This window comes from Bacillus proteolyticus, from assembly GCF_001884065.1.
Lineage (GTDB): Bacteria > Bacillota > Bacilli > Bacillales > Bacillaceae_G > Bacillus_A > Bacillus_A proteolyticus.
Map to the genome: position 1 here is coordinate 22,081 of NZ_MACH01000093.1, position 13,646 is coordinate 35,726.

Genomic DNA, 13,646 nt, shown 5'->3' on the forward strand with positions numbered 1-13,646 from the left:
TCTCATAAAGAAAGCGAGGGTTTTAACTATTTATTATTGACCTTTATACATTGCATCTACTTGTTTTTGAAGTTCTTCATTTTCTAAGTACTCATCGTAAGTAGCCTCTTTATCGATTACACCGTTTGGTGTTACTTCGATAATGCGGTTTGCAATTGTTTGTACGAACTGATGGTCATGAGATGTGAATAACATTGTACCTTTGAATGCAATTAAACCGTTGTTTAATGCAGTGATAGACTCAAGGTCTAAATGGTTCGTTGGATCGTCAAGTGTGATTACGTTCGCACCACTTAACATCATTTTAGATAGCATACAACGAACTTTTTCGCCTCCAGATAATACAGAAACGTTCTTCTTAACTTCTTCACCTGAGAATAACATACGGCCTAAGAAACCACGTAAGAAGCTTTCTGACTCATCTTGTGGAGAGAATTGGCGTAACCAATCAACTAAGTTGAAGTCACTGTTCTCAAAGTATTTAGAGTTATCTCTTGGGAAGTACGATTGAGATGTTGTAACGCCCCATTTGAATGAACCGCTATCTGGCTCCATTTCACCCATAAGGATTTTAAATAATGTTGTCATCGCAATATCGTTACGACCAATAAATGCAACTTTATCACCTTTATTTAAAGTGAAGTACACATTATCTAACACTTTTTCGCCATCAATTGTTTTAGAAAGACCTTCAACAGTTAATAAGTCATTTCCTATTTCACGCTCAGGTGTGAAGCCAACGAATGGATAACGACGTGATGATGGTCTAATATCATCTAATGTAATTTTATCTAATAATTTTTTACGAGAAGTTGCTTGTTTCGCTTTAGATGCGTTTGAGCTAAAGCGTGCAATGAAGTTTTGTAACTCTTTTACTTTCTCTTCTTTTTTCTTATTAGCATCTTGTGTTAATTTTAAAGCTAATTGGCTTGACTCATACCAGAAGTCATAGTTACCAACATAAAGTTGAATTTTACCGAAATCAAGATCAGCCATGTGCGTACAAACTTTATTTAAGAAGTGACGGTCATGGGATACAACTATTACTGTATTTTCAAAGTTCATTAAGAAATTTTCTAACCATTGAATCGCTTTTAAGTCCAAGTGGTTGGTAGGCTCATCTAGTAATAGAATGTCAGGTTTACCGAATAAAGCTTGAGCAAGTAATACTTTTACTTTCTCTGCCCCAGTTAATTCTGACAGTTTCTTATCATGAAGATCTTCACCAATACCAAGTCCTTTTAGTAAAATTGCAGCTTCTGACTCAGCTTCCCAACCGTTAAGCTCAGCGAACTCACCTTCAAGTTCAGCAGCACGCATACCATCTTCATCACTAAAGTCTTCTTTCATGTAAATGGCATTTTTCTCTTGCATTACTTTGTAAAGTTGCGTGTGACCCATAATTACTGTTTCTAATACTGGGAACTCTTCATATTCGAAGTGATTCTGTTTTAATACTGCTAGACGCTCACCTGGCGTAATATGTATGTCACCTGTTGATTGTTCGATTTCTCCAGATAAAATCTTTAGAAATGTTGATTTACCAGCACCGTTCGCTCCAATTAAACCGTAGCAATTACCTGGCGTGAATTTTATGTTAACATCTTCAAATAATTTGCGATCCGCAAAACGCAAACTAACGTTACTTACTGTAATCATTTGTGTCCTCCTACTAATACCGCTTATTTCAGCGTTTTCTCACCGATTGTCTTAAAAACCGCAAATTACGATTCACTTATTGTAGACTATAGCTATTATATAGTAGAAGATGGATGAATAGCAACGGTTGATTGCTATTCATCTCCTTTCATCCATGAATAAAATCCTTATTTTTTAACGAAACAAGATTGTACAGAAATAAAATAAACTTTAAGGAGGATTTTTTGAAGAAAACATTAATAATTGGTGCGTTATGTATATCTTTAGCTTCTTTAACTGCTTGCGATGGTAATAACAATGCAAAAAACACCTACTGAATCAAAATAAGAAAAAAAGAAACGAAAGTAACAGTAGGTTCAATTATCTCTGAATTTAAAAGTGCTGGTCTACAAGCAGAAAATCCAACTGGACTTTCAGAAAAAGAATTTGGTAATCTTCGAAAAGAAGGAAAACGTATTATCGTACCTGCGCTCGGTGAAAATGAAGGCAGTAGATTATTCGAAATTACAAAGAAAGACGACTAAGAGAAAGTTAAGAAATATTACGATGAATTTGGAAACTCATCTCCTATGTTATTCTCTCATACATACACAAAAGGTAACTTCCTTTTACAGATGAATGGCAATATAAAAGACGAATAATTTGCAAAATATAAAGATGTGATGGACAAGTTTATTAAATAAAGAATCCCCCTTTAAAGGGGGGATTCTTTATTTTCTATTACTTAATTTCTTTGTGTAATTCTTCATTTTACTCGTTAACCCTATTAAAGCAGGTAACAATATTGGCATCACGATTAAAGCTAATAGTAAAAGTGCAATACCAACAACTGATGCTACTTGTATAAGTGTCAATACTCCTGAAGGGATTAATGCTGCAAATGTTCCGCCTAAAATAAGTGCCGCTGATAATACGACTCCTCCTATGTGACGAGATGCATTTACGATTTTCGTTACTGAATCCCCTTCTAGCTCATTGTATCGCATCATTACAAAAATACTATAATCCACTCCTAAAGCGACAATCATAATAAAGCTAAAGAATGGAACATTCCAGCTTAATGACCCTACGTTTAATAAGTGTGCACTAATTTGTTCACTAATACCAAGTGATGCAAAGTACGCTAATATTAATGATCCAATAATAAAGATTGAATTTAAGAATGAACGAGTAATAACGATTAATACAATCGCAATTCCAATTAACATTATTGTAGCAGTACGTAAGAAATCCTGCCCGGTTACTTCTTTTAAATCAACGTTTCTAGCTGTTGTCCCACCGATCGCTTTTTTTGCTGATTTTAATTCTGTACCATTTAACGTACCGTCTATCGTTTTATTAATTTCTTGAATGATTGGCATCGCTTCTTTTGAATACGGATTTACATCTAAAATGATGGTCATTTTAGCAATCTTTCTATCCTGTGACATGTACGTGTTCAATGCTTTTTGGAAATCTTCTCCCCCTAGCACTTCTTTTGGGATATAAAATTTCTCAGAGCTTTTTGATTCATTAAGTTCGCCTAAATATTTCTGAGCATCCCCTAGGCCGTTACTTACTTTTCCAAGCCCTTCTGTACTTTTAGATAAGCCTGATTGTAATTGCCCCATCTGTTCTTGCAGGTCTTTCAGTCCAGTTAATAACTGTCCTTGCCCATCATTTATTTTCGTTAATCCGGATTGTAACTCAGCTGATTTGTTCGCAATTTGTTTTGAACCTGTAGCCCCTTCGTTTAATCCGTTTTTCAGTCCAGTAGTTCCTTTTTGTAACTCGTTAACACCATTATTCATTTCTTTTAAACCATTATCGACTTTCAATAACGATTGATTCGCTTCTTTAAATGAATCCATTGCCACCTTATGCTGCGTTGCTAATTGATTTAATTCTTTTGAAAGTATATTTAATTGTTTTTGAGCCTCCTTAGCAATTCCTAACGTTTGCTGTATGTTCGGATCATTTGCTAATTCTGGTTTCGTTTGAATGAAATTGGTCATTAACATTTCAATTTGTTCATAACCTTTTTTCGCGCCATCAATCGCTTGAGAAATACTTCCGAAATATTGATCGTAAGAACTTAAACCTTTTTCTAACTGTGCATAACCAGCATGAAGCTGTGAAGTTGCATTTGATAATACACTTATATTTTCGTTTACTGAAGCTAAACCACTCTCGATTTGCTGCGCTCCTTTGGCACCGTCGTTTATGCCATTCGATAATTGATTTAAAGCAGTCCCTAATGCTGATACACCGTTTTTCGCCTCGTTCGTTCCATCAATTAACTTTTGAACATTTGCGAGACTATTTGAATCATTACTACTCATTTTATCTTTCGCATCCGTTAATCCATCATTGATTTCTTTTATGCCACCATTGGCATCTCCTAATCCTGTATTCAGTTCTCCGGCTTGTTTATTTATATATAATTCTTTTATCTTATCACCGGTTGGACGCGTCGGTGAATATACCTCTGAAACTCCTTTAACTTTCGAAATTTTATCAGTTAGTTCATCTAAAGTTTGTAGGGAGGTCGCCTCATCTAACTTGTTATTCGATTGAATGACTAACGTACTTGGTGAAGAAAAACCAGGAGGAAAATGATCTTCTATGACGTTAATCCCCATCTTTGATTCATACTTATTATCTACTTCAAATAAATCATTGTAATTAAGTATGTTAGAGTATTTTAATACGAAAGGAATCGATATCACGAATACGATGATTAAAGCAACAAATGGTCTTGCTACTGAGTTTTTCGCAAAGAATCCCCATAAGCGACTATCCTCATGACCTTTAAATGTTTTAACTGGATAAAACATTCCTTTTCCTAAAAGCACCATAAAAAATGGATTTAAAGTCGTTAATACGAGTAGTAATACTAAAACACCAATTGCTACCGCTGAAGTAGATTGATATAATTTAAAACTCGCTAACGCAAGTGATGCAAAACCAATTAGTACCGCTATACCGCTATATAATACGGTTTTACCTGCCGATTTAAATGTTTCTTTCGTGGCCAAAAATGCATTTTCTTGTTTACTTAATTCTTCTTTAAATCTCGTAAATAATAAAATGTTATAATCTGTTCCTACTCCAAACAGGACGACGACTACAAACACTTGCGTAAAGTTTGAAAATGGGAAATTAAATTGATCTACAAGATGAGCAATAATCCCCATTGAAACTAAATACGACACACCGACTGTAAGAAGAGAAACAATCGGAACAACTGGTGAACGGAATACGAGGATTAATACTACAAGAATGAAAATGATTGAAATAACTTCAGTCTTTTTCACTCCCTCTTGAGAAGATTTAAGAAAATCACCCGCTATTAAGTCACTTCCTGTTAAGTACGTTTTTACCCCTTTCGTTTGTACTTTTTTATGAAGATTATTTGCAACTTTTGATATTTCACCATGCTTTTTATCTATTGATATTTGCGTTAAAATAGTCGTATTATCTTTAGAAACTAATTGTTTCTCCAAGTCTTTATTATCTAAATGTGAAACAACTTCCTTTATTCCTAATTGCTCTTTTTCATTTTGCAGGGCGTTGATTGTTTTTGTTATTTCCTCTTTTTGCTCAGTAGTTAAAGCAGCTTTATTTCCACTATTAAAAACGGCTATAATTTCGTATTTTTCAGTCCCGTCTTTATCCATTTCTTTTATCATTTTGTCAGCAATACTACTTTGTTCTGTTTTAGGAATCGTAATGTGCCCTTTTTCTTTCACTAATTTATCCATATTAGGCATCGTTACGATCATTGTAATAGTAATAACTATCCATAATAGAAAAGATAAACTTCTCCAACTTTTTAGCTTGCTCATTTGAATCATCTCCCGTTTTTAGCGTTTCACGTTAAGTACGGAATGAATATTCATTCCCACTCTTTTAAAACTATCATTTCGGAATGAACGTTCATTCCTATTATCCTATTAATTTTTTTCAATTCTATTAAACCACTACCTAAGGAATGAATATTCATTCCTTTAACCGTACAGATATATCATCTCCTGTAATCGTTTTTTATATTTGTTTAGGAATGAATGTTCATTCCTGTCCATATAGAGCTATAGAATCAAATGATTCTAATAGCATTCCAAGAGCTCTCTTCCAATTCTTTTACTAATTCTTTTGAGTATTCTAATTGCCCTGTTGCCATTACTTTAGTTAATTTTTCTAACGGTTGATATACAATAATAATTAAAGCAACTGGAGGCAATGGACGAAGAAAACCTTTTGCGATTCCATCTTCTATAATATTCATAAAGAAGCCTATAAAATCGTCAAATATTTTGTTACTCTGTTCATCAAGAAAATAACTATCACAGTGAGAATTTGTAAAAAGAAAAGCATCCACATTGTTTCTCGCAAATTCAAATAAACGGTTATAAATATGACTAAACTGTTCACGAATATTTGCTTCAACAGGAAAATCAGTTTTTAGTATTTCAGATAATTGCAACATGCTTTTTGAAAATAATGAGTTAACGAGTGCCTCTTTATTTTCAAAATAGCGATAAATAGTACCAGCGCCGACTTTTGCTTTTTCAGCGATCATCGGAATTGTCGTACCATCGTAACCACGCTCTGCGAAAAGTTGTATCGCAGCATCAAAAATATCCTCTTGTTTGTTTTTAGCCACTTTTCCCACCTCAATTTTCAGGAATGAAAATTCATTCCGTTTTTAATTATAAATTACATGGATTAAAAGTCAAGTGTGCTACACAGTTACGTTTTTTAATCCCATATCTGTGAGTGAAATTATATCGGCGATTTTCAAGATATATCAGCGCAACTCGAATTTTATCGGCGATTTTCAGAATATATCAGCGCAACTCAAATTTTATCAGCGATTTTCAAGATATATCGACTTAACGACAAAAAACAACAAAATAAGAGTGAACTGTACCAAAACTTTATTTGGTACAGTTCACTTTCAAATATACAATTAAAAGAAATCATAAATAAACGCTTCACGCACCGGGACTACATTCTCAAATGTTCGTATCTCCTCTTCGCTTCCACTAATTAATTCAAGCTTACTTAGCTCTAACGGACGTTTATAGCCAAACATTATTGTAGATAGCGCATTAATGTCCAGCTTAATTCCTTTATCTATTGTTTCTTCTTTCATAATTGTTATTTCCTGATTTGCAAGTCTCACCGTTACGTTATTCCACGGAGCAAATGAATCTGTAACGTGTAAAATCAATTCTTGCTGCGCATCGTTCCAGTTCAACTCATATTGTTTTAAGAACTGCTCCACATCTACAATTCTTCCCATAAAATATGGTTTTATTTCTGCCTTCACGCGTGGCTCTTGCAATGTATATAACAACGGTTCTTTCTCACTTAATATCATTTCAACTTCTTTAATCATAGAATCATGCTGGCAAATAAAGTTCCATAGGCCATTTCTCGCTTCATTATGCAGTGGAACAAATTCTTCTACTGTCATTTTATAATTTTCTATTTTATATAACACGTAACCAGCTGCCGTTTTATTTTCATCATAGTAAATCGCTAATGTTAAATCATGATAGACCGCTTGTAACCACCATTTTTCACTGCGAACTAGCATACCTGAAAAGCGTTCTGCAAATGTTTCATAAATTTTCTCTACTTCTTCTGGATGGTTTTCTTTATTAAAACGTTTCACAATACCATTTACTTGTTTTTTCATAATCAAATCGCTCTTCTCCATATGACATACAAGGCGATTTGCACAAAGCTCCCAGCCGTATTTGCGGTAAAATGAAACAGCAAATGGATGTAACATCGATACTGTATAACCAGCTTTTTTCATCGTTTGCAGTGAATGCTGAAGTAACTCTTTTACATACCCACTTCTTCTATATTCCGGATACGTCGCTACCCCTGCAACGCCTCCCATTTTAAATTTTTCTGTGCCTATGTAAATATGAAACGGAATAAGATGCAATTTTGCTGCTAAGTCTTCCCCTTCCATAATGCCGTATATTTCATGACTTTCTTTCATTCGAGTCATTTGTTGCTGCACTCGTTCCTCATCTGCTTTATATTGAAAAGCGTATTCTGATAAACATAATGCTTCTCTGAATTTATCTTCTTTTAATTGTATGACGTTCATCTTTTTCTCCCCCATTCCCTATATGTATTGTACTATCATTTTGAATGTTTCGGGTTGATGATTAGAAATATATCAACGTTTTGAATCCCAGATAAGATTGGTAGGAAAATACGGATTTACAACGTCAAGTAAATCCCATAATAAAAAAGCTTAATTTCTCGGTATAGTAAGGGAGAAATTAAGCTTTAGTTAGTTAATATGACTTACAAAGGCACATTTACCACTTTAAATAATATTAGGGTGATTTTTCTCGTTGTAAAGTTATAGAAAATTAATCCCCCGCATTATCGTTCTATTTACAGATTCTTAATCATTGTGCGATGAGGAATACCCGCATCTATAAATTCTTCAGAAATACTTTCATACCCTAAGTTTTCATAGAAACCAATTGCATGTTTTTGGGCATTCAATTTCACTTTAGAAATGCCCTGATTTTGTGCAAACTTCTCAATTTCATTCATAATTAATTTTCCAGAACCTGCTTTGCGATCAGTTGCCACTACACAAATTCGTTCAATTTTACCAACGCCATCTACAATACGAAAACGTCCAGCTCCAATTGGCTTGCTATTATCGTATAACACAAAATGAGTAGCGGTTTTGTCATGTTCATCGATTTCTTCTTCTACATCGACTTGTTGTTCTTCTATAAAAACCTTTTGTCGAATAGCGTAAGCATCTTCTAATTGTTGTTGATTATTTACGATTTCTACTATCATAAATATTTTTTCCTTTCTAAGTTGAAATGTTTTATCAATTGTCCAGTTTATTAATTAAATGAAAACGATTAAAATCAATAGGTACCGCTCTTCTTGTTCGGCTTCTTTTCAACGTTAAGGGAAAAACCTTGTCTCAAAAGTACTATTGTTGTTAAATAGTTCATTTTTAACATTATAAGTAGCTTGCTTATAATGTCCTTACGAGCTTAATGTATATTTATACTGTATATCTGCTTTTCATCCTATTATTTCGCTAACTTTTGAAGTTCTTCGAAGAATGTAGGGTATGATACTCCAACTGCTTCTGCATCTTCAATTGTTGTTTCTCCTTCAGCAATGCAGCCGGCAATCGCAAGCATCATTCCAATGCGGTGATCACCATAACTATTTACTGTATTGCCTTTTAGAGCTGATTTTCCGTATATAATCATGCCGTCATCAGTTGCTTCTATGCGAGCTCCTAGTTTCGTTAACTCCGCAACGACTGTATCAATACGGTTTGTTTCTTTTACTTTTAACTCGTGTGCATCTTTAATAACTGTAATACCTTCTGCTTGTGTTGCCGCTAAAGCGATAACAGGAATTTCATCGATTAATCTTGGGATAATATCTCCACCAATTTCAATCCCTTTTAATGAAGATGTTTCAATTGTAATGTTTGCAGCTGGTTCTGATGCACCTTCATGAATTGGCTCTACAGTGAACGTAGCACCCATTTTCTCTAAAACATCTATAATACCTGTACGAGTTGGATTCATTCCTACATTTTGTAATACTAGTTTACTATTTGGGATGATTGCACCTGCTACTAAGAAAAATGCTGCTGATGATACGTCACCTGGCACTTGAATGTCTGTTGCTGTTAATTTTTGTCCACCTGACAGCTTCACTGTTTTCCCTTCGCGAGTTACGTTAACACCAAATGCTTCAAGCATTCTTTCCGTATGGTCGCGTGAAATATGTGGTTCTGTAACAGCTGTTACACCTTCTGCACGAAGACCTGCAAGTAAAATAGCTGACTTTACTTGTGCACTTGCAACAGGAGAAATATATTCAATTGCTTTTAAATCTCCGCCACGTATTGTGAGCGGTGTAAATGTTCCTTCTTCTCGACCATCAATGTTTGCGCCCATTTGTTTTAACGGGTTTGTGACACGCTTCATCGGTCTTTTTGCGATAGACGCATCACCTTGTACGCAAGAGAAAAATGGTGTGTTTGCTAATATACCTGACATTAATCGAATTGTTGTACCAGAATTACCAACATCTAATACAGTTTTCGGCTCTTGTAAACCTTCTAATCCTTTCCCAACTACAGTGACTTCATCACCATTTTGCGTAATGTCTACTCCCATTTCTTTAAAACAAGAAATTGTACTTAAACAATCTGCACCAGGTAGGAACCCTTTAATTGTTGTTTTTCCTTCTGCAATCGCACCGAACATGACAGCACGGTGCGAAATGGATTTATCACCAGGTATTGTAATTGCTCCATTCAATCCGTTAGTTACTGTTTGTATTGTAGTTTCTTTCACGTTATCACCCTCTTTTTAAATTGTTTCATACGTTTGGTATTCTTCTTTTCCTAGCGCCAGCTTTGCCTTCATACGATCTTCTTCTCTTTGGAAGCTAATTCTAAGTACCCCGAGCAATCCTTCGCGTGCTTCTAAAATTTGCAAGTTTGTAATGCTAATTTCCTCTTCTGCTAAAATACTCGTAATATGAGCTAAGGCCCCTACTTTATCTAAAACATCGACGTATAAGTCATAATAGGCAGGAATTGCACCTCTTTTTCGCACTGGTAAAGAATCACGGTATTCTTTTGCGTCAGCGAAATAGTTTTGTATTTCACCTGCATCTCCTTTAGAAACAGTCTTATATAACTCTTCCATTTCTGAGATCCATTCTTCTAATAGTTCCAATAAATGCCCGCGATTTTGCTTTACAATATCACTCCACATTTTCGGGCTACTAGATGCAATGCGTGTAATGTCTTTAAATCCGCCAGCAGCTAGTTGATGAATGAGTGGATTATCTCCTGCATGTTTCTCAACTTGCTTTACTAAACCTGCTGCGATAAGATGCGGAAAATGACTAACAATTCCTGTTACATAATCGTGTTCTTCCGTATTTAAAACAAGAAAATGTGATCCTGTTCCTTTTAACCAACCTTTTAGTTCTTCCACTTGTTCATTTGGCACATGGTTCATCGGTGTTAAAATATAAAATGCATTTTCAAATAAATGTGCCTTTGCACTTTCAACTCCCGTTTTATGAGAACCCGCCATCGGATGTCCACCAATGAAAGAAACTTCCTTTGAAAATAAAGCTTCCGCTTCGTTCATAATAGACCCTTTTGTACTACCAACATCAGTCACTATAACATCTTCTCGTAAACGAAATGACGCAAGTTTGTGTAATAGCTTCTTCGTTTCTTCAACTGGAGAAGCAAAAACAATTAAATGTGCCTCTTCACATGCACGCTGTAAATCAACTGCTACTTCATCTACTACGTGTAATTCTTTGGCACGCTCTACTTGCTCTTTAAATATATCGTAACCTGTTATCGTTACTTCGTGTTCTTTCTTAATTGCTAATGCGAGAGAACCTCCTATTAAACCTGTTCCAATTAATACTACCTTTTTACACATCTGCCTCATCTCGAGACTTACTTTTTTTATTTTCAAAGTGTTGTTTTAACACTGAAATCACTCCTTCATTTTGCTCCCTTGTGCCGACTGTAATACGGACACCATTCGGGAACGGACGAATAATAAACCCTGCGTGTGCACAAGCTTCATAAATCTCTCCACCATTATCTACCGTCAAGAAAATGAAATTTGTTTGCGACGGATAAAATGGAATTTCGTTTTCCTTACAAAAACTTTCATATTGTTGTATTCCCTCTGTATTAACACGTACAATTTCTTTAATAAATGCTTCATCGTTAAATGCAACCGTTGCTGCTTTTTGCGCTAATGAAGATACGTTAAATGGCAAACGTACGACATTTAATTTCTCGATTAACTCTTCCTGTCCAATCGCATAACCAATGCGGAAAGAGGCTAATCCGTACGCTTTAGAAAACGTTCTAAGTACAAGAATGTTGTTATGTTTTTCTAAAAGCGGTAATGTCTCAGGGAAATCTTTTGCTGTTACGTATTCATAGTACGCTTCATCAATGACAATTAACGTATTTTCACTAATGCTTTCAATGAACTGAGTCAATTTTTGCTCATTCACATATGTGCCTGTGGGGTTGTTCGGATTACAAAGCCAAACGATTTTCGTATTGTTATCAACTGCTGACGAAATTTCATCTAAGTCGTATACACCGTTATTTAAAGCAACTTCTTTCACTTCACAGCCTTCAATAACTGCATGATGACGGTACTGTGGGAATGTTGCGCCAGCCGTTACAATGTTATCTCCAGCTCGCAACACGGCGCGACTTATTATTTGAATGACTTCATCCAAACCACTACCGCAAAGTATTTGTTCCATTTGAACATGTAATTTCTCTGCGATTGTTTGACGGAGCGTTGTAGCACCTCCGTCAGGATATAAAGCATGTTCCAACCACGACTTTTGCAATTCTTCTAAAACACGTGGTGAACAACCGAATGGATTTTCATTCGATGCTAATTTCACAAATGAATGATCTCCGTACACTTCTTTCATTTGTTCTGGTGATTTACCTGGTTTATATGGTTGTAATGATGATAGTTGATCTTTTACTTGCACGTTAAACCCACCCTTTTATTAAAATTCTTTTGCGTATTTGTTATGTTGCGTAATATTTTGCTTTAATAGTTCCATGCGATCTTTTCCGAATTGTTCGACTAGTGCATCTGCAAGTTCCCATGCTACAACAGATTCAGCGACAACACCTGCTGCCGGCACTGCGCAACTATCAGATCTTTCAATACTCGCTTGGAATGCTTCTTTCGTATCAATATCAACGCTTGCTAACGGTTTATATAATGTAGGAATTGGCTTCATTACGCCTCTTACGACAATTGGCATTCCTGTTGTCATACCGCCTTCTAAACCGCCGGCGTTATTTGTTTTTCTTGTGTATCCATTTTCTTCATCCCACATAATTTCATCGTGCACTTTACTTCCCGGCTGTCTTGCCGCTTCAAAACCAATTCCGATCTCAGCACCTTTAAACGCATTCACGCTCATAATAGCACCGGCAAGTTTTGCATCTAATTTGCGGTCGTAATGAACGTAGCTACCAACACCAATTGGCATACCTTCTGCAATGACTTCGACAATACCACCGATTGAATCTCCACTACTTTTCGCATTATCGATCGCATCCATCATCTCTTGTTCTACTTCTTTATCTAAACATCGAACAGGTGAATTTTCAGTTATCGTTTGAATTTCTTCTATCGGCAAGTGAGTAATAGGCTTCGCTTTTACTCCACCAATTTCAAGAACATGTCCTGCGATTTCTACATCTAATTCTTTCAAAATTTGTTTCGCAACTGCACCAGCAGCTACACGAACTGTCGTTTCTCTTGCAGATGAGCGCTCTAATACGTTTCTTATGTCACGATGACCGTATTTAATAGCTCCGTTTAAATCTGCATGTCCTGGACGTGGTTTTGTAATTGTGCGTTTCATTTCTTTACTTTCTTGCTCTGAAATCGGGTCTGCACCCATTACTTTCGTCCAATGTTTGAAATCATCATTTTTTACGATTAACGTAATCGGTGAGCCAAGTGTCATCCCGTGACGAACACCACTTACAATTTCAACCGTATCTGTTTCAATTTGCATGCGTCTTCCGCGCCCATGTCCTTTTTGTCTTCTTAATAATTCTTTATTAATATGTTCCGCTGTTAATGTTAAACCTGCCGGTACACCTTCTAAAATAACTGTTAACTGCGGACCATGTGATTCTCCAGCTGTAATGTATCTCATTTCTCTTGCCCCTCTACTATTTTTTTGTACAAAAAAGTCCCTACTGAGCGCTCAGTAGGGACGATGTTTATCGCGGTACCACCCTAGTTGTAGACAACTATCGTCTACCTCTCTTCTTCTTTAACGATCGTTTGACCGTCTTTCCCTCCAAAAGTTGGCGAGAAAGATGCTCCAAGGCTGTAATTCATGCTTACCTTTGTGCTGATTCACACCGACCATCA

The 13,646-nt window shown here is 35.7% G+C and carries 9 protein-coding genes, 1 pseudogene and 1 other annotated feature (1 of these 11 running past the window's edge); of the genes and pseudogenes, 1 reads left to right on the forward strand and 9 read right to left on the reverse strand.

Going from position 1 to position 13,646, the window contains the following annotated elements; translation table 11 throughout:
- Positions 1-33 precede the first annotated feature (33 nt).
- Positions 34-1,659, reverse strand: a complete 1,626-nt coding sequence (locus BAQ49_RS16920) for an ABC-F family ATP-binding cassette domain-containing protein (protein ID WP_000633869.1) — start codon at positions 1,657-1,659, stop codon at positions 34-36.
- A gap of 224 nt (positions 1,660-1,883) precedes the next feature.
- Here BAQ49_RS16920 and BAQ49_RS33615 point away from each other — a divergent pair.
- Positions 1,884-2,300, forward strand: a pseudogene (locus BAQ49_RS33615) (stress protein).
- A gap of 69 nt (positions 2,301-2,369) precedes the next feature.
- On the opposite strand, the gene BAQ49_RS16930 reads toward BAQ49_RS33615, so the two are convergent.
- The 8 genes from BAQ49_RS16930 to aroC form a co-directional block, all read right to left on the reverse strand.
- On the reverse strand, positions 2,370-5,486 hold the full coding sequence (locus BAQ49_RS16930) for an MMPL family transporter (RefSeq protein WP_071746310.1): 3,117 nt from the start codon (positions 5,484-5,486) through the stop codon (positions 2,370-2,372).
- A gap of 251 nt (positions 5,487-5,737) precedes the next feature.
- Positions 5,738-6,304: a TetR/AcrR family transcriptional regulator gene (locus tag BAQ49_RS16935; RefSeq protein WP_071746311.1), complete on the reverse strand. Its 567-nt coding sequence runs from the start codon at positions 6,302-6,304 to the stop codon at positions 5,738-5,740.
- A 306-nt stretch (positions 6,305-6,610) separates the two neighbouring features.
- Positions 6,611-7,771 carry a GNAT family N-acetyltransferase gene (locus tag BAQ49_RS16945; protein WP_071746313.1) on the reverse strand — a complete coding sequence of 387 codons (1,161 nt, stop codon included), beginning with the start codon at positions 7,769-7,771 and terminating at the stop codon, positions 6,611-6,613.
- A gap of 296 nt (positions 7,772-8,067) precedes the next feature.
- Entirely contained in the window at positions 8,068-8,490 is a 423-nt protein-coding gene (locus tag BAQ49_RS16950; RefSeq protein WP_071746314.1) for a GNAT family N-acetyltransferase, read from the reverse strand.
- A 245-nt stretch (positions 8,491-8,735) separates the two neighbouring features.
- The gene (gene aroA / locus BAQ49_RS16955) at positions 8,736-10,025 is read right to left on the reverse strand and encodes a 3-phosphoshikimate 1-carboxyvinyltransferase (RefSeq protein ID WP_071746315.1); all 1,290 of its coding nucleotides are present in this window, start codon (positions 10,023-10,025) and stop codon (positions 8,736-8,738) included.
- Positions 10,026-10,040: 15 nt separating this feature from the next.
- The gene (tyrA, locus tag BAQ49_RS16960) at positions 10,041-11,141 is read right to left on the reverse strand and encodes a prephenate dehydrogenase (RefSeq protein WP_071746316.1); all 1,101 of its coding nucleotides are present in this window, start codon (positions 11,139-11,141) and stop codon (positions 10,041-10,043) included.
- Positions 11,134-12,234, reverse strand: coding sequence for a histidinol-phosphate transaminase (gene hisC, locus BAQ49_RS16965; protein ID WP_071746317.1), 1,101 nt, complete (start codon positions 12,232-12,234; stop codon positions 11,134-11,136). The genes tyrA and hisC overlap by 8 nt, the downstream gene beginning before the upstream one ends.
- Before the next feature lie 18 nt (positions 12,235-12,252).
- Complete coding sequence (aroC, locus tag BAQ49_RS16970; RefSeq protein ID WP_071746318.1) at positions 12,253-13,425, reverse strand: chorismate synthase; 1,173 nt, start codon at positions 13,423-13,425, stop codon at positions 12,253-12,255.
- A 53-nt stretch (positions 13,426-13,478) separates the two neighbouring features.
- Positions 13,479-13,646, reverse strand: a binding site (T-box leader) (it continues 52 nt past the right edge of the window).

Bases quoted from the DNA above. Each gene is read 5' to 3' on its own strand.
- BAQ49_RS16945 (WP_071746313.1), bottom strand. From the start codon at position 7,771: ATGAACGTCATACAATTAAAAGAAGATAAATTCAGAGAAGCATTATGT.
- BAQ49_RS16920 (WP_000633869.1), bottom strand. From the start codon at position 1,659: ATGATTACAGTAAGTAACGTTAGTTTGCGTTTTGCGGATCGCAAATTA.
- BAQ49_RS16930 (WP_071746310.1), bottom strand. From the start codon at position 5,486: ATGAGCAAGCTAAAAAGTTGGAGAAGTTTATCTTTTCTATTATGGATA.
- aroC (WP_071746318.1), bottom strand. From the start codon at position 13,425: ATGAGATACATTACAGCTGGAGAATCACATGGTCCGCAGTTAACAGTT.
- tyrA (WP_071746316.1), bottom strand. From the start codon at position 11,141: ATGTGTAAAAAGGTAGTATTAATTGGAACAGGTTTAATAGGAGGTTCT.
- BAQ49_RS16950 (WP_071746314.1), bottom strand. From the start codon at position 8,490: ATGATAGTAGAAATCGTAAATAATCAACAACAATTAGAAGATGCTTAC.